Genomic DNA, 16,739 nt, shown 5'->3' with positions numbered 1-16,739 from the left:
GTCAGCGCCCCCCGCCACGAGGGCCGCGCCGGAACCGGCGCGCCAGATCACGCGCCTGACCCGCGCGGTACTTCGCGCCCATCTGCGTGGTCTTCTTCAGCGCCTCGAGCACGACGTCGGAGCCCATCTTCGAGTCGCCGCGCTCGCGCTCGCGGAACTCGATCGGCACTTCCACGATGCGGAAGCCCTTGCGGTAGGCGTTCCAGGTGAGGTCGCGCTGGATGCCGTAGCCGCCGGACCCGCCCGCCTCGACGTCGTCGATGATCGCGCGCAGCGTGTCGGCGCGGAAAGCGTTGAGGCCCCCGGTGACGTCCTTGACCGGGATGCCGAGCATCAGCCACGTCCACACCCCGCCGCCGCGGGACAGCAGCTCGCGCGACTTCGGCCAGTTGACGACTGATCCCCCCTTGACCCAGCGGGAGCCCTTGACCATGTCGGCGTTGCGGAGCGCGGCGAGGATCTGCGGCAGCTGCTCGGGCTGGTGCGAGCCGTCGGCGTCGAACTCGACGAGGACGTCGTAGCCCCGCTCCAACCCCCAGCGGAAGCTCGCCAGGTAGGCGGCGCTCAGGCCCTCCTTGCCCTTGCGGTGGAGCACCTTGATGTGGTCGTCCTCGGCCGCGAGCTCGTCGGCCCGCTCGCCCGTGCCGTCGGGAGAATTGTCGTCGGCGATGAGGATGTCCGCTTCGGGCACGGACGCGCGGAGGCGTCCGGTGATCATGTCGACGTTGTCGACTTCGTTGTAGGTCGGAATGATCACCAGGACCTTTCCCAAATCGGCCTCAGCCATCAGTTGCTCCCCCTCGTCGTTCGGTCGTAGTCGTCCATTGTTCCGCATGGCGGCCGCGTCGCGCTGCGATAAACCCGCCGAGCAGGCACAGGGCCGCCGCGAGGGCGATCGCGTGCTCGGCGAACCGGCCGCCGAGCACGACCGGGGTGCGCAGCGTCGAGCGGTGCAGCGTCACCACGCCGCTGGCGCCCACCGACTCCGGTAACCGCTGGAGCGTGCCGCCGTCCGGCCCGATGAGTCCCGAGACCCCGGACGTCGTGACGACCAGCAGCTCGCGCCGCAGCTCCGCGGCGCGCACCCGGGTGATCAAGAACTGCTGCTCGATCTGCGGCGTGTGCTGGAACATCGCGTTGCTGCTCTGGATCGCCATGGTCTGCGCGCCGGCATCGACCGCCTCGTACAGCGTCTCGGGGAACGCCACCTCGAAGCAGATCGCGACGCCGGCCCGGTAGCCCATCCCAGTCTCGAGGACGCCCGGGGTGGTGCCCGGGACGGTCTGCTCCCCCACGTACCGCAGCAGCGGGATCAGTGGCAGCAGAAGCGAGCGGAACGGGATCCACTCGCCGAACGGCACGAGGTCGCGCTTGGCGTAGGTGCCGGAGGGGCCGTCGGGCGTCCACCAGAGAGCCAGCGTCTGCCGCTCGTCGACGCCCGGGCCGACGACCGGCGAGCCGACCATGACCGGGAGCCCGCCGGCGCGCACCGCGTCGTCCACCAGGCGGCGCGTCTCGGAGTCGCGGAAGGGGTCCATGTCGGTGGAGTTCTCGGGCCAGACGATGAACGCGGGTTGGGGCAGTTCTCCGGAGCGGATGCGGGCGAGCAGCCGGGCGTTCTCCCGGATGTGGTTGTAGGTGATCGTGCGCGGTGTCCCGAGGCCGTAGACGCCGCCGCCGGGGGCGCCGCCCTGCACGTAGCCAACGTCGACGGTGCCCAGGGAGGCGTCCCGGTCGGGTCGGTAGGTGGTGCCGAGGGCGCCGATCCCGAGGACCAGCGCGGCGACGACGAGGGCGGCGAGGACGCGTCGGAGCGTCCGGCGTCGGTTCCGCCCGACGGACCAGACGATCAGGTGTGCCACCAGCGCCACCAGGAAGCCGACAGCGCCCGCCCCGATGAAGGGGTAGTAGCCCTCGAACGGGGAGTCGATCACGCCGTAGCCCAGCCGCGTCCACGCGAACCCCCCGAACGGCCAGCGGGCCTGGACGAACTCGACCGCCGTCCACAGGCCGGCCTGGAGCACGGGCGCGGCCGCCCACGCGCGCACCGCGTACAGCGCGGCGCCCAGAGCGGAGAAGTACAGGGCTTCGATGACGGTGAGCCCGACGTAGGACTCCACGCTGATCACCGCCTGCCAGCTGATCGCCAGCGCGTTGAGCACCAACCCCGTGATCGTCAGCGCGCTCACGCAGGCCCACAGCCCGGGTGCCAGCCGGACCACCGCGGCGACGGCGACGACCCCGGCCAGCGTCCATCCCCAGCCGCCGACGGGCGGGAACGCAGCGGACAAGGCGACGCCGGCCAGCGCGGCCAGCGGAAAGAGCGCCCACCAGGCGAGGAACGGACGGGTCGAGGTCGCGCCTGTGGTGGTGGCTGTCACGGCGTGCAGCCTAGTCGGCGGCTCCGACATCCTCGGGCATTGCTTGCCGGTTCCCACGACCTCGGCGACCGCCGAGCGCCGTCCCCTTCGCGGATTGTCGGAGCACCTCGCTAGGGTCGCTGTCATGACCGAGACTGATCTGCGCGAGGCCGTGGCCCGCGAACTCCCCGGGGTCATCGACGACCTCACCCGCCTGGTAGCGATCCGCTCCATCAGCGCGATGCCCGATCACGACGCCGACGTGCGCGCCAGCGCCGAGGCGGTGGCGCAGCTGCTGCGCGAGGCGTCCTGCCCGGACGTCCAGATCCTCTCCGCGGACGGCGGCAAACCCGCCGTCGTCGGCCGCTACCCCGCGCCGGAGGGCAAGCCCACCGTCACCCTCTATGCCCACCACGACGTGCAGCCGATGGGCGATGAGGAGCTGTGGACGTCCGACCCGTTCACCGTCTCGGAGCGCGACGGCCGGCTCTACGCCCGGGGCGTCGCCGACGACAAGGCGGGCGTGGCGGTCCACCTGGCGGTGCTCCGCGCCTTCGGCGGGAAGCCGCCGGTGGGCGTGACCGTGTTCGTGGAGGGCGAGGAAGAATCCGGATCGCCCACCATGGGCGCGTTCCTGGACGAGCACGCCGACCTCGTCCGCGCGGACGCGTTCGTCATCTGCGACTCCGCCAACTGGACGGTCGGCAGCCCCGCCTTCACCACCACCCTGCGCGGCCTCGCCGACGTGGTCGTCGAGGTGCGCACCCTCGACCACGCGCTGCACTCGGGGCAGTACGGCGGCGTCGTGCCGGACGCGGTGACGACGCTGTGCAAGCTGCTCGGCACGCTGTGGGACGACGACGGCTCGGTCGCCGTCGAAGGCCTCACCGTCGACGACGTCGCCGACCTCGACTACCCCGAAGACCGGCTCCGCGAGGAGACGGGCCTTCTCGACGGCGTCGGTTTCATCGGACGCGGGTCGCTCGTCGAGCGCATGTGGGCCCAGCCGACGATCACCGTGATCGGCCTGGACGCGACGCCGGTCGCCCGGGCGTCCAACACGCTGGCGCCGAGCGCGCGGGCGAAGGTGAGCATGCGGCTCGCCCCGGGGCAGGACGCGGACGCCGCGCTCGCGGCCCTGAAGAAGCACCTCAGCGAACACGCGCCGTTCGGGGCTCAGGTGTCGTTCGGTGAAGAGGGCGCCGCCGGCGGCACGAACGTTCCGTTCGAGGGGGCGGTGACGGACGCCGCGTTCGCCGCGTTGTCCGAGAGCTTCGGCACCGAGCCGGTGTTCATCGGCCAGGGCGGATCGATCCCGCTGGCCGCCGACCTGCGGGCCCGGTTCCCCGAGATGGACCTGCTCGTGACCGGCGTCGTCGACCCCGACACCCGCATGCACGGCATCGACGAGTCGCTCTCGGTGGCCGACTTCGAAAAGGCCATCCTGGGCGAGGCACTGTGGATCAGCAAGCTCGCCGAGCGCCCCTGACCCTGCGAGACCCGGACGGGCCCCGGCCGGCTGGCCGGGGCCCGGTGGTTCGAGTCGTGACGGGCGGGCGGCTCGGCTACCTGGCGGGGCTGATGCCCACCAGCGGCCTCCGCGGAGCCCGAGGCTCAGACGAGCGGGCGGTGCTCGAACGGCACCGAGAGCACCAGCGTCGTCCGGGTGCTCACCCGCGCCGACGTCCTGATCTTGGTCAGCAGCGACTCCAGCTCGAGCGGCGTCCCGACCTGGGCGATCAGCATGTGGGAGGCGTCCCCGGCCACGGAATAGCACGTGACGACCTCGGGCAGTTCCGCGATGCGTTCGGGGACGAGCTCCTCCGCGTCCGGGTCGGTCGCGCGCAGTTCGATCATCGCGGTCAGCACCTTGCCCAGCGAACCGGGATCGACCAACGCGCGATAGCCGGTGATCACGCCACGCTGCTCCAGGCGGCGGACGCGCTGCTGCGCCGCGGACGTGGACAGTCCGGTCTCGCGGCCGATGTCGGTGTACGACATGCGTCCGTCTCGCGCAAGGAGCGCGAGGATCTGCTGGTCGGTGCTTTCCATGCGAGAGATTGTGTCACCATGAGCCAATGAACGAGCCCCATTCGCAGTTTTTTGACGCTGCATCGCTCTTTTTCCGGGCTTTTTTCGGACTTCCCGCCACCCTCGTCTCCCGTGACGGACGCCCCGTCAACGCCGTCCGCGGGCTGCTGGACTTCCTCGCGCGGTTCATCACCGACTACTCCCCCGAGCGGGTCGCGTGCGCCTGGGACAACAGCTGGCGCCCGCAGTGGCGCGTCGACCTGCTGCCCACGTACAAGGCGCACCGCGTCGACCACGGCGACGTCGAGATCGTGCCGCCGGAGTTGACCGCGCAGGTGCCGCTCATCCGCGAAACGCTGGACGCCCTCGGCCTGCCGATCGTCGGCGCGGACGGTTACGAGGCCGACGACGTCATCGCCACGCTGGCCGAGCGCGCCCCCGGCCCGGCGGACGTCGTGACCGGCGATCGGGACCTCTTCCAACTCGTGGACGACGACCGCTCGATCCGCGTGCTGTACGTCGCCCGCGGCGTCCAGAAGCACGAGCGCGTCACCGACGGCTGGCTCGCGGCGAAGTACGGCATCACCGGCGGGCAGTACGTCGACTTCGCCGTCCTGCGCGGCGACCCGTCCGACGGGCTGCCCGGAGTGAAGGGCATCGGTGAGAAGACCGCGGCGTCCCTGCTGGCCCAGCACGGCGATCTCGAGGGCATCGTCGCGGCCGCCGACACGTTCACCCCCGCCGTGCGCAAGGCGCTGACGACGAACGTCGACTACCTGGCGAACGCGTCCCAGGTGGTGGCGTGCGAACGGGACGTCGACCTTCCCGAGCTGGATCTCACCCGGCCCCGAGAGCCTCGCGACCCGAAGCGGTTCGCCGAACTCGCCGACGAGCTCAATCTGGGGGGCGCCGCCGAGCGAATCCTGGCGGCCCTGGCCGGCTGAGGACCGCTCGGCTCGCGCATCCGAACGCGCCCGACGACGACAGCCCACCGACCACGGGGCGCAACCACCCTCCCTCAGCCGGGCGTGGGCGTCCCGCTGGTCGGGCGCAGGACGTAGATCGCGGCGCCGGCGAGGAGGTTGGCGCCGCGTCCGAGCTGGCGCAGTCGGCGTCCGCTGGCGGTGTAGGTGTAGCGGCGCTCGATCCGGAAATTGAGCCGGTCGAACAACGTCTCCAGATCCCGCAGCGTCGTGTGCCGGATGTTCGGCGTGTCGTACCACTCGAACGGCAGCTCCCGCGACTTCGGCATCGAGCCGGCCAGCAGGCGCAACCGATGCCCCCACCAGCCGAAGTTCGGCACCGACACGATCAGGTGTCCGGCGATGCGACCCATCTGCTCCAGCACGTGTGCCGGTCGCTGGATCGTCTGGATCGTGCGCGACAGGACGCACACGTCGTAGCTCCCGTCGCCGAAATCGGTGAGCTGCTCGTCGAGGTCGAGCTCGATCACCGGGACTCCGCGCCGGATGGCCCGCACGACCTTCTCGTGGTCGATCTCGATGCCGGTCCCGGTGCAGTGCTGCTCGGCCATCAGGTGCGCCAGCAGCGTGCCCGACCCGCACCCGATGTCGAGGACGCGCGCGCGCGCCGGGATCTCGCTCGCCACCAGGGCCAGGTCCGGCCGAAGGGCCTCTGTCGCTCCGCTCACAGCCCCACCTCCAGGGCACGGTCGAGATAGGCCCGCACGGTGTCGTGATAGTCGGGCACGGTCAACAGGAACGAGTCATGCCCCCACGGCGCCTCGATCTCCCGGAACGTCACCGGGCACCGCGCACCCTCCAGGTGCCGGACGATCCGCCGCGAGTGCGCGGTCGAGAAGCGCCAGTCCGAATCGAACGAGAGCACGAGGTAGCGCACCGGGCGCTCCCGCGGGACCGGCTCCAGCGTCGCGAACGGGTCGAAGTAGTCCATCGCCCTGGTCAGGTAGAGGTACGACAGCGCGTCGAAGCGCTGCAGGAACACCTGGCCCTGGTGGTCGAGGTAGCTCTCGACCGCGAAGTCGATGCCGAACCCGGGCGCCCGGACGTCCCCCTGCGGCATTCGGCCGAACTTCTCGTCGAGGGCGTCCTCGGACATGTAGGTGATGTGCGCCATCATCCGGGCGATCGCCAGCCCCACGTCCGGGTTGACCCCGCGCGCCGCGTACTGGCCGTCGTGGAACGCCGGGTCGCTGGTGATCGCCCGTCGCGCCACGGCGGAGAACGCGATGTTCTGCGCGGTCAGCCGGCTCGACGCCGCGATGACGATGGCGTTGGCCACCTCGTCGGGGTAGCGCAGCGACCAGTCCAGCACCTGCATGCCGCCGAGCGACCCGCCGATGACGGCCAGCAGCCGCGTCACCCCGAGGTGCCGGGCCAGCGCCCGGTGCACCTCCACGAAGTCGCCCATCGCCAAAAGCGGGAAGTCGAGCCCGTACGCGTGGTCGGTGCCGGGCATCGTCGAGGACGGCCCCGTCGTGCCCTGGCAGCCGCCCAGCAGGTTGGCGCAGATCACGAAGAACCGGTCGGTGTCGACCGGCTTGCCGGGGCCGACCAGCGTGTCCCACCAGCCCGGACGCGTCTCGTCGCCGTGGTAGCCGGCCGCGTGGGCGTCCCCGGTCAGGGCGTGGCAGATGACGACGGCGTTGCCGCCGTCCTCGTCCAGCGTGCCGTAGGTCTCGTAAGCGACGTCGATCGGGCCGAGCGTGCGTCCCGACGTGAGGGCGAGGGGCTCGTCGGCGCTGAACAGCCGCGCCGAGCGGGTGACCGTCAAGCCCACCGAGCCCGCGTCCCTACCGCTCAATGCGTCCTCGCCAAAGCTTGGTCGAGGTCGGCGATGAGGTCGTCGGCGTTCTCGATGCCGACCGACAGCCGGACGCCCTCCGGCACCACGCCGGCCTGGACGAGCTCCTCGTCCGTCAGCTGGCTGTGCGTCGTGGTGGCGTTGTGGATCGCGAGGCTCTTCGCGTCGCCGATGTTGGCCAGGTGGCTGAAGATCTGCAGGCTCTCGATGAACGTCGAGCCGGCCTGACGCCCCGCCTTCAGTCCGAACGAGACGAGGCCGCCGAAGCCCTGGCCGTCCAGGACGCGCAGCGCGGTCTCGTGCCACGGCGTCCCCTCGAGCCCGGGGTAGCTGACCCACGCGACGTCGGGGTGCTGCTGCAGGAACGTGGCCACGGCCATCGCGTTGCTGCTGTGCCGCTCCATGCGCAGGTGCAGGGTCTCCAGGCCGATGAGGATCTGCCAGGCATTCGTCGGAGAGATCGTCGCGCCCATGTTCCGCATCAGCACCGTGCGAGCGCGCGTGATGTAGGCGGCAGGGCCGGCGGCATCCGTCCAGACGGTCTCGTGATAGGCGTGGTCGGGCGAGGTCATGTTCGGGAAACGCGCCGCGTTCGCGGCCCAGTCGAAGCGTCCCGAGTCGACGATGACGCCGCCCATGTGCGTACCGTGGCCGCCCATGTACTTGGTGGCCGAGTGCACCGAGATGTCGGCGCCGTGGTCGAAGACGCGGCACAGATAGGGCGTCGCGACGGTGTTGTCGATGACCAGGGGCAGCCCGTGCGCGTGCGCGCGTTCGGCCCAGGCGTCCACGTCCATCACGTTGAGGGCGGGGTTGCCGATCGACTCGCCGAAGACGAGCTTGGTGCGGTCGTCGACGACGGCGTCCAGGGCGGACGGGTCGTCCGGGTCGACGAAGCGGCACTCGATGCCGAACTGCGGCAGCGTGTGCGCGAACAGGGCGAACGTGCCGCCGTAGAGCTTGGACGACGCGACGAAGTTGTCCCCGGCGCTGCACAGGTTCTGGACGGCGATCGTGATCGCAGCCGCCCCGGTCGCGGCCGCGAGCGAACCCAGGCCGCCCTCGAGGGCGGTGACCCGGGCCTCGAAGGCGTCCTGGGTGGGGTTCATCAGGCGCGAGTAGATGTTGCCGGGAGTGCGCAGCGCGAAGAGGTCGGCGGCGTGCTCGGTGCTGTCGAAGACATACGAGGTGGTCTGGTAGATCGGCACCGCCCGGGCGTTCGTGGCCGGGTCCGGCTGCTCCTGGCCCGCGTGCACCGCGAGCGTCTCCAACTGGTAGTCCATGTTCCCCTCCCAGGACGGGTGTCGTTCGGCCCAGCCTAAGGCGGTCTCACGAGCCGAGCCGCGCTATCTCATCTCTGCAAGGGCAGACGGGCGATCGTCTCGTAGCGGTGGCCCGGATCGTTCAGGTGCGACTCGATCAGCTCGACGCTCTCGGCGCGGAAGGATGCCCCCGGGTACGCGCCGACGACGCCGAGCCACTTGGTCGCGTTGAAAGGCCGTCGGGCGCGGGCCAGCGTGAGGTGGCCGACGTAACGCGCCCCATCGACACCGACGCCGGCGCGCTCGGCTGCGGTCCGGGCGCGATCCGCCAGCTGGGCGAGCTGTGGCTCGCCGTCACGGACGCCGAGCCACAGCGCCCGCGCCTCAGCCGGGTTCGGGAAGACGCCGCCACCGCCGAGATGGAGGTCGAAGGCGGCCGTCCGCTCGCACGCCTCTGCGAGGGCCTCGAGGAGCCGATCGACGTGCCGCTCCCCCACGGCCGCCATGAAAGCCAGGGTGATGTGCCAGGTCTCGGGACGTGTCCACCGGAGCCGGTCGTCCGCACTGCGGCGCGGCTCGACGAAGCCGGCCAGGTCGTCGACGACGTGCTGCGGCGGGACGAGGGCCACGAACATGCGAGCTGCCATGGGCCGATCCTAGGCACTGACCAGCCCGAGCCGGATGACAAGGAGTCGAGGGCGTCCGTGCGAAGATGGACGACGAATCAGAGGAGGAAGCATGGGAAGCCTGGAGAGCCGGCTGAACGCCGACATGATCGCGGCCATGAAGGCCGGGGACAAGCAGAAGACGAGCACGCTGCGCATGGCCATCGCAGCGCTCAAGAACGAGAAGGTGGCCGGCAAGGCCGCCAAGGATTTGAGCGAGGCCGACGAGCAGGCCGTCCTGACCCGTGAGGTCCACAAGCGCAAGGACTCCGCCGAGGCCTACACCCAGGGCAACCGTCCCGAACTGGCCAGCAAGGAACTCGCGGAGGCCGAGACCCTCGCCGCGTACCTGCCGGCGCCGCTGACGGACGAGGAATTGGTCACCCTGGTGGGCGAAGAGGTGGCGAACGCCGAGGCGTCCCTGGGGGCGAAGCCGACCATGAAGCAGATGGGCCAGATCATCAAGGCCGTCACCGGACGTGCCGAGGGACGCGCCGAGGGCGGCACGGTCGCGGCGAAGGTGCGCGCGGCGCTGTCCTGAGCGCTCGCGATCAGCGCTTCAACGTCGCGATGGGGCCGAGGTACTTCTCGGGGTTCACGTACGCGCCGTTCTCCAGCACGCAGAAGTGCAGGTGCGCCACCGTGACCGAACCGGTCGACCCCACGTACCCGATGAGCTGGCCGCGGGTCACCTCGGTACCGGACGTCACCACCGAGCGCGACAGGTGAAGGTAATAGGTGCGGACGGTGGCCACCGCGCCGACCCGCCCATGGTCGATCTTGACGGTGTTCCCGCCGCCGTTCGACCACCCGGACGAGAGGACCGTCCCGCCGTAGGCGGCGTAGACCGGCCGTCCCGCCGCGTTGCCGATGTCGATCCCGTTGTGCAGTTGGCGGACCTTGGTGATCGGGTGGACGCGCATGCCGAACGGCGACGTGGGCGACCCGTTGGTGCCCGTCGGCTGCAGGAAACCGACGGTCACAGGCGTGGCGGGCTTCGCGGGGCCGGGATCAACCGGTGCCGGCGTGGCGGGGGCGGGTGCGGGCGTGGCGCGCGCGGACTCGGCGGGCGCTACCAGCCTGGGTGCGGTCGGGGCGCACGTGTAGGAGTAGCTCATCCAACGGCTGGTGCCGATCTTGAGCCAGCCGCCGCTCTTGGTTCCCCGGACGACGACGCCCTTCTTCACCGACCCGACCTTCTTGTACCTGGTGCTGGGTCCGGAGCGCACGTTGACCGAGGTGGCCTTGCAGACCTGCCGGGTCACGGTCGTTGCGGTGGCGGCCTCGGCGGGCGCGGCCGCGACGGCCGGCAGGGCCAATCCGGCAGCGAGGACGGCGACGGGCAGGGCTTTCTTGAACGACATGGTGGTGATCTCCCGGCACAGGACGGATGGTTGCTGGCTGGCGTCCGCCGGGGGAAGAACTATCGGGACTCTGGTAGCCAGGTACGACCCTCGCAGTTTTAGAGACAGATGTCACCATGCTCTGAGAGAACACCTTCAGGATTGCTTCAACCAATTTTCACATTCACTCGCCGGTGGGCCACCGGACGACCGGGCGAACTCCGGGACCCTTCGAGGGGCTGGGTCGGATCCGGCCGCCCTGCCGGCCCGCTGACGGCGTCTCCGCGCCAGCGGGCCGGTGATGATTCAGGCCAGCTTCACCCGGTAGATGTGGTAGCTGTCGTGGGTGGCGAAGGTGTCGGTGAAGGTCTGCTTCGCCTGAAGCGTGCGCCCCTCGTCCACCACCTCGACGGTCTTGCCCTGCAACTCGCGCGGCAAGGCGAACGTCCGGGAACCCGGCGCATGGTCGTCCGTCGACATCGCGAAGATGTAGGCGTAACCGTCATGCGCCTTCAGCATCGTCTCCAGCCCGTCGCCGAAGGTGAACGCGTACGACTGGGTGTTGAGAACCGGGGCGAGCCGCTGAATCTGCCGGTTCACCTCGCCCATCGCCTCGACCTGCGGCTTGCAGGCGTACCCGGGCTTGGTCTGCGCCTGCCGGATGGCGTTGCTGGCCGCGCAGGCGCCGCCGAAGGAGTTGTTGAACCAGACCAGCCCGCGGGCCTCGTTGATGAGGGAACTCATGGCGGCCCCCTTCACTTGAGCGGGGCTCAGCCGGTACGTGCTGTAACCGTCGGGTGCCACCTCGGTGTTCTCCACGAAGTTCCACACCGGCTGCAGCTTGCCGTCGGCTGCGTCTCGGGCCCGGAGCGACTTCACCGTGCGGCCGTAGTTCTGAGACGTCCGGCACTGGGACTTCGTGAACGGCGTGAGGTAGGCGCCGCCGTGCGGCTCGTCCTGGTCGCATTGGTAGCCGGAGAACCAGTAGGAGTCCAGTGAGACGGCGTCCGTGTACTTGTTCACGAAGTCCAGGGACGCCTTGTCCCACGCCGGGTTGTTGGCGAACCACGAGATCACCATGCCGGTGAAGTTGGTGTACACGATCTTTTGGTGATCGGGCAGCGCGTTCACCGTATCGGCGAGGTGCTGCTGCCCGGCGGCAGGCTCGTAGCGGCCGTCCACCTCGTCAGAGAGGAAGTCGCCCACCCAGGCCGCCGAGCGCCGCTTCTGCCCCGGCAGCGCCGTGCCGATGTAGTCCATGCCGGTGCGCTCGAACATCGCCGGGTCGGAGTCAGGGTTGGTGATGACGTACGTGTTGATTCCGTAGCCCATGTCCGCCTTCATCTCGGCGTCGCTGGACGCCACCCCCCACCACAAACCGATCGGGAAGTGGTGCGCGTCCGCCCATCCGCCACGCACGGCGTCCGGGAACCGCTGGTAGTAGGCGGCCCCGCCCTCCCACGGGACCCGCGACAGGCTCGTCAGGCTGGGGTCCGCGCCGGCACCCCCTGTTGGCGGGACCGAGGCATTGGCGGGACGCGCGGCGGTCGCCCGCAGCGTGGCCTTGGGGGCGGCGCCGACCTGCACCGTCCCCGTCAGGGTGTAGGACGCCTCAGCAGCCGTGGGCTGGGATCGCGCGGTCAGCGCGGGCTCGCCTCCGACCATCGCCTGGTCGACACGGACGGTCACGCTGGCGCGTGCGGGACTGCACTCCTTACGCACGGGCGTGAGGTTGCGCCAGCCACCGGCCTTGCCGTGGCCGATGCCGAGCGTGGCGCAGTCGATGCGGGTGGACGGGTCCGTGTCCGCGGTGAGGGTGATGTCGCTGCCGACAGTGCCCGCGGTGACGGACGCGGCCGAGACGCGCCAGCCGATCGTGGAGGCGGGATCCTGCCAGCGCTCGGGGGCTTGCCAGCCCGACCACGCGGTCGGCCCGGGGGCGGCTTGCGCAGCCGGGACGCCGGCCGCGAGACACAGGAGAGAGGTGGTGATGACGGCCAAGGATCGGAGACCGGGGCACGCAGAGCTGCCCCGACTGGGGTTCGTGTTCACGTGGGGGTTCTTTCTGGGAGAAGGCCAATACGGAGTTGGTCCCTTGGTCCGCTCTTCATTTTTGAGGACACATGTCTCTATGACTAGGTCCGAAAGTACGAAGGACTCGTCAACTTGTTAAGTCCCACCCCGGGGACGCCTCCCCCTGAGGGCCGAGGCCGAATACCCCTGCGGTCCTTGGCCCATCGGCCCGTCGATGTGACCCCCTTGGCGCGCCTCCGATAGGCTCGTTGGGATCCGTTCACCAGAGAGGAAGTCATGGGTAGCCGACTGGTTGCGTTCTGGTTGGGGGGCGTTCGTTGATCGCCGACCCTGACGACCTTCGCGCCTCCGACTTCGATTGCCTGGTGGTGGGGGCCGGCCTGTCCGGCACCACGGTGGCCCGCGAGCTTGCCGAACGGGGCGGGCGGCGTGTGCTCGTTCTCGAGGCCCGCAGGCATGTCGGCGGCAACGCCTACGACGAGTTGGACTCCTCGGGCGTCCTGATCCACCTGTACGGCCCGCACATCTTCCACACCAACAACCAGACGGTGTTCGATTACCTCTCCCGCTTCACGGACTGGAACGGGTACCAGCATGAGGTCCTGGCCAACGTTCACGGACAGTACCTGCCGGTCCCGTTCAACAAGCAGTCGATCCGCGTGGCCTTCGGTCCGCAGCGCGGCGAGGAACTCATCGCCAAGCTCATTGACCGCTACGGCGACGGCGAGAAGGTGACCATCCGGCAGCTGCGGGACGAGAGCGACCCCGACCTGGCCGAGGTCGCCGACTACGTCTACCGCAACGTCTTCGTCACCTACACCACGAAGCAGTGGGGCGTGGGCCCTGACGAGGTCGACCCGTCGGTGACGGCGCGGGTGCCGGTGTTCATCTCGGAGGACTGCCGCTACTTCCAGGACGCCCACCAGGGCCTCCCCGCCGACGGCTACACCGCGATGGTGCAGCGCATGCTCGACCATCCGAACATCACCGTCCGCTGCGGCATCGACGCCCGCTCGGTGCTGAGTCTCGAAGCCGAGCAGGTGCTCGTCCAGGGGGTGCCCTTCGACGGAACCGTCGTCTACACCGGGCCGCTGGACGAGCTCTTCGGCAACCAGTTCGGGCACTTGCCGTACCGCACGATCGACTTCGCCTTCGAGTCGCTCCCCGTGGACGAGTACCAGCCCAGCGGCACGGTCAACTACACCGTCAGCGAGGACTTCACCCGCATCACCGAGTTCAAGCACCTCACCAAGCAGCAGGTGCCGGGGCACACGTCGATCGTCCGGGAGTACCCCCGCGATTACCAGCCGGACACGGACGACGAGGCGTACTACCCGATCATCGACGACGCCAACCTCGACCTGCACCGCCGCTACAGCGAGCTGGCGGCCGAGCTGCCCGACTTCCACGCGATCGGCCGCCTGGCCGACTACCGCTACTTCAACATGGATCAGGTGGTGAACCGAGCGCTGAAGCTCGCGGGACGCCTGATCGACCGCCACTGACCCTACGACCGGAGTTCCCGTGACCGACCCCAAGACGATCTCGTTCGTCATCCCCTGCTACAACTCCGCGGCCTACATGGATCAGTGCGTGGAGTCGATCCTGGTGGGGGGTGACGACATCGAGATCATCATCGTGAACGACGGCTCCACGAAGGACAACACCGGCGACAAGGCCGACGAGTGGGCGGCTCGGCACCCGTCCATCATCAAGGCCATCCAGCAGGAGAACGCCGGACACGGCGGTGCGGTCAACGCCGGCCTGGACGCCGCGACGGGCGTGTTCTTCAAGGTCGTCGACTCCGACGACTGGCTCGACGCCGACGCCCTGCACGCCATGCTCGACACCCTGCGCGGCTTCATCGCGAACGACCAGCAGGTCGACCTTGTGGTCGCGAACTACGTCTACGAGCACACAATCTCGAACTCCCAGCGGGTCATCAACTACCAGCGCGCGCTGCCGGAGAACCGCATCCTCGGCTGGGACGAGGTGGGCCACTTCGGCCCTGGGCAGAACATCCTGATGCACGCGGCGATCTACCGCACCGAGCTGTTGCGCGAGTGCGGTCTGCGGCTGCCCGAGCACACGTTCTACGTCGACAACATCTTCGTCTACGTGCCGCTGCCGCACGTGAAGACGCTCTACTACCTGCCCGTCGACCTGTACCGCTACTTCATCGGGCGCGACGACCAGTCGGTCAACGAGCCGGTGATGGTGTCGCGCCTCGACCAGCAGATGCGCATCACGCGCATCATGGTGGAGGCCCACCGCCTCCCCCAGGACGCCGGCAACCCACGCCTGGCGCGCTACATGGAGGCCTTCCTCGCTCTGATCGTCGCGGCGAGCTCGATCATCGCCATCCTGGCCGATCGGGCCGGCAACGCCGAGGCGCTCGCCGACCGCAGGAAGATGTGGGACCACATCCGCTCGACCGATCCCGCGCTGTACCGCCGCCTGCGCCGCGCGATGCTGCCGCTGGGCGCCAACTTCCCGGGCAAGCTCGGACGCCGCCTGTCGCTGGGTCTCTATCGCCTCGCCCAGCGCCTGTACCGGTTCAACTGACCCGTCGGTACGGTTCCCACAGGGGTCTCTCCCCCAACCGCCGGCCGGCCCGTGTGGACGGTCTTCTGGGCTCTGACCCGCGAGGGGAGAATTCAGCTGCGGGCGGGTTCTTCAGGCGTTCGACCACTGTCATCGGTGGCGCGCTGCCAATCAGGGTGGACGCGCGTGAGCGTCACGACCCCGCCGATGGCGCACAGGCCCAACGCGATCATGCCGATGATCGGCAGCACCCCCATGTGGCGCGCCTCCCCCAGCACCAGGAAGCCGTAGAGCACGGCGACCACGGGGCTCGTCACGGTCATCGAGCCGACGACCACCTCGGCGGGGCCCGTCGCGTAGCCCTGCTGGACGAACGCGCCCGCGGCGATGCTGCCGATGATCAGGGCGATCACGATGCCCCAGATCAGCGGGTCGTGCAGCCAGTCGTGCTCTTGGGCGTACTCGATCAGCGCCTTCACCAGCGCCGCCTCGAGCCCGTAGAAGAGGGCGCCGCCGGACGCGAAGAACAGGCAGCGCCACGGCTTGGGCCCCCGCGTCCCCATCACCGCGAACGCGATGGCGAACACGTACACCACCAGCGCCCCGATCACGATGTCGCGGGCCTTCAGGCCGCGGCCCGACTGGGCGTACACGCCGGTGAGTACGGTGAACGCCAGCGTCGCGACGATCGTGACGGCGAGGGCGACCTTGATCTTGCCCCGCACCGGCGTCTTCGACGCGCGGGCGGCCAGCAGCACCGACCACGGGAAGGCGAGCAGCCCGACCGGCTGCACCACGGACACCGGCGCCATGGTCAGCGCCGCGACCTGGAGCAGGAAGGACGCCCCCATGAAGGCCAGCCCGGCCCACCAGCGCGGCACGCTCAGCAGCCGGGCCAGGGAGCGCAGGTTCATGGCCTGGCGTTGGGAGGGATCCTCCAGGTGGCCGCCGACAGCGCCGTGCTGCACGTGGGCGGACATCGCGAAGCAGAACGATCCGATGACGACCAGAGCGATCGCCAACGGGGTGTTCTGAGGCATGAGGCTCCTTCGGGGGCGCGGGTCCGACGACCAAGCTACTGTACGAGCGCCGGCCACGCACTCAAGCCCCGCGGGGCTGGTCTCACGCTCGCACCCGCAGCAAGGAGACGCGCATGCTCATCACGGACGCCGACGACTCGGCGGTCGCGGCCATCACCGCGATCTACAACGACGCCGTCCGGGAGACCTCAGCCATCTGGAACGACCGGCTTGTCGACGAGGACAACCGCCGCGCCTGGCTGGCCGAGCACGAGCGGAAGGGGTACCCCGTGCTCGTGGCCGTGGACGACGGCGCCGTGGTCGGCTACGCGACGTTCGGCGACTGGCGGCCTTTCGACGGCTAGCGGCACACCGTCGAGCACTCTGTCTACGTCCGGCCCGGCGCCCAGGGCCGCGGGGTCGGGACGCTCCTGACCACCGAACTCATCGCGCGGGCGCGCGCCCTGGGCAAGCACGTGATGGTGGCCGCGATCGAGGCACGCAACACGTGTTCCCTGGCGCTGCACCGCAAGCTCGGTTTCGTGGACGCCGGCGTGCTGCGGCAGGTCGGCACCAAGTTCGGCGAGTGGCTCGACCTGTCCTTTCTGACGCTGCAGCTGGACGACCGGGCGGTTCCCGACGCGGTGCCGCGCTGACGCCGTCCAGCCCGGTGATCCGGACGGCGAGCGCCACCGCC

General features: G+C 69.8%; 16 protein-coding genes and 1 pseudogene. 7 read left to right on the top strand and 10 right to left on the bottom strand.

Features of this window, described 5'->3' with window-relative positions; genetic code table 11:
- Position 1: 1 nt before the first annotated feature.
- A complete protein-coding gene (locus BN1187_RS07950) occupies positions 2-787 on the bottom strand; it encodes a polyprenol monophosphomannose synthase (RefSeq protein ID WP_040160699.1) in 786 nt (261 codons plus the stop codon).
- On the bottom strand, positions 780-2,381 hold the full coding sequence (lnt, locus tag BN1187_RS07945) for an apolipoprotein N-acyltransferase (RefSeq protein WP_052462499.1): 1,602 nt from the start codon (positions 2,379-2,381) through the stop codon (positions 780-782). The genes BN1187_RS07950 and lnt overlap by 8 nt, the downstream gene beginning before the upstream one ends.
- Before the next feature lie 124 nt (positions 2,382-2,505).
- On the opposite strand from lnt, the gene BN1187_RS07940 reads away from it, so the two are divergent.
- Positions 2,506-3,849 (top strand): dipeptidase, encoded by a 1,344-nt coding sequence (locus BN1187_RS07940; RefSeq protein ID WP_040160697.1) that lies wholly within the window; start codon positions 2,506-2,508, stop codon positions 3,847-3,849.
- Positions 3,850-3,974: 125 nt separating this feature from the next.
- Here the strand turns inward: BN1187_RS07940 and BN1187_RS07935 are convergent, their stop codons facing one another.
- Positions 3,975-4,412 carry an Lrp/AsnC family transcriptional regulator gene (locus BN1187_RS07935; protein WP_040160695.1) on the bottom strand — a complete coding sequence of 146 codons (438 nt, stop codon included), beginning with the start codon at positions 4,410-4,412 and terminating at the stop codon, positions 3,975-3,977.
- Between the two features lie 26 nt (positions 4,413-4,438).
- Here BN1187_RS07935 and BN1187_RS07930 point away from each other — a divergent pair, with 26 nt between their 5' ends.
- Positions 4,439-5,335 (top strand): 5'-3' exonuclease, encoded by an 897-nt coding sequence (locus BN1187_RS07930; RefSeq protein WP_040160693.1) that lies wholly within the window; start codon positions 4,439-4,441, stop codon positions 5,333-5,335.
- 74 nt (positions 5,336-5,409) lie between these two features.
- Here the strand turns inward: BN1187_RS07930 and metW are convergent, their stop codons facing one another.
- The 4 genes from metW to thpR all read right to left on the bottom strand — a co-directional run bounded on the left by metW (position 5,410) and on the right by thpR (position 9,084).
- Entirely contained in the window at positions 5,410-6,042 is a 633-nt protein-coding gene (metW, locus tag BN1187_RS07925) for a methionine biosynthesis protein MetW (protein WP_040160691.1), read from the bottom strand.
- Entirely contained in the window at positions 6,039-7,151 is a 1,113-nt protein-coding gene (metX, locus tag BN1187_RS07920; protein ID WP_235750639.1) for a homoserine O-acetyltransferase MetX, read from the bottom strand. Before metX ends, metW begins: the two co-directional genes overlap by 4 nt.
- A gap of 20 nt (positions 7,152-7,171) precedes the next feature.
- Positions 7,172-8,458, bottom strand: a complete 1,287-nt coding sequence (locus BN1187_RS07915; protein ID WP_040160687.1) for an O-acetylhomoserine aminocarboxypropyltransferase/cysteine synthase family protein — start codon at positions 8,456-8,458, stop codon at positions 7,172-7,174.
- Between the two features lie 68 nt (positions 8,459-8,526).
- Positions 8,527-9,084, bottom strand: a complete 558-nt coding sequence (gene thpR / locus BN1187_RS07910; RefSeq protein ID WP_040160684.1) for an RNA 2',3'-cyclic phosphodiesterase — start codon at positions 9,082-9,084, stop codon at positions 8,527-8,529.
- 91 nt (positions 9,085-9,175) lie between these two features.
- Here thpR and BN1187_RS07905 point away from each other — a divergent pair, with 91 nt between their 5' ends.
- Positions 9,176-9,643, top strand: a complete 468-nt coding sequence (locus tag BN1187_RS07905; RefSeq protein ID WP_040160682.1) for a GatB/YqeY domain-containing protein — start codon at positions 9,176-9,178, stop codon at positions 9,641-9,643.
- A gap of 10 nt (positions 9,644-9,653) precedes the next feature.
- Here BN1187_RS07905 and BN1187_RS07900 read toward each other — a convergent pair whose 3' ends face one another.
- Positions 9,654-10,466 (bottom strand): M23 family metallopeptidase, encoded by an 813-nt coding sequence (locus tag BN1187_RS07900; protein ID WP_052462497.1) that lies wholly within the window; start codon positions 10,464-10,466, stop codon positions 9,654-9,656.
- A gap of 285 nt (positions 10,467-10,751) precedes the next feature.
- Positions 10,752-12,446, bottom strand: a complete 1,695-nt coding sequence (locus BN1187_RS07895; RefSeq protein ID WP_040160680.1) for a hypothetical protein — start codon at positions 12,444-12,446, stop codon at positions 10,752-10,754.
- Positions 12,447-12,796: 350 nt separating this feature from the next.
- On the opposite strand from BN1187_RS07895, the gene glf reads away from it, so the two are divergent.
- Both glf and BN1187_RS07885 read left to right on the top strand, forming a co-directional pair.
- Positions 12,797-13,984, top strand: coding sequence for a UDP-galactopyranose mutase (gene glf / locus BN1187_RS07890; RefSeq protein ID WP_052462496.1), 1,188 nt, complete (start codon positions 12,797-12,799; stop codon positions 13,982-13,984).
- A 19-nt stretch (positions 13,985-14,003) separates the two neighbouring features.
- A complete protein-coding gene (locus BN1187_RS07885) occupies positions 14,004-15,044 on the top strand; it encodes a glycosyltransferase family 2 protein (protein ID WP_040160678.1) in 1,041 nt (346 codons plus the stop codon).
- A gap of 92 nt (positions 15,045-15,136) precedes the next feature.
- Here BN1187_RS07885 and BN1187_RS07880 read toward each other — a convergent pair whose 3' ends face one another.
- Entirely contained in the window at positions 15,137-16,063 is a 927-nt protein-coding gene (locus BN1187_RS07880) for a DMT family protein (RefSeq protein ID WP_072042020.1), read from the bottom strand.
- A gap of 113 nt (positions 16,064-16,176) precedes the next feature.
- Between BN1187_RS07880 and BN1187_RS15115 the strand changes: the two genes are divergently transcribed.
- A complete protein-coding gene (locus tag BN1187_RS15115; RefSeq protein ID WP_315969068.1) occupies positions 16,177-16,407 on the top strand; it encodes a GNAT family N-acetyltransferase in 231 nt (76 codons plus the stop codon).
- Between the two features lie 15 nt (positions 16,408-16,422).
- Positions 16,423-16,698: pseudogene (locus tag BN1187_RS15110) on the top strand (N-acetyltransferase family protein); the annotation flags it as partial.
- Positions 16,699-16,739 lie beyond the last annotated feature (41 nt).

The organism is Nigerium massiliense (assembly GCF_000826085.1).
Lineage (GTDB): Bacteria > Actinomycetota > Actinomycetes > Propionibacteriales > Propionibacteriaceae > Propioniciclava > Propioniciclava massiliense.
This window is presented reverse-complemented; position numbering and strand designations above follow the sequence as displayed.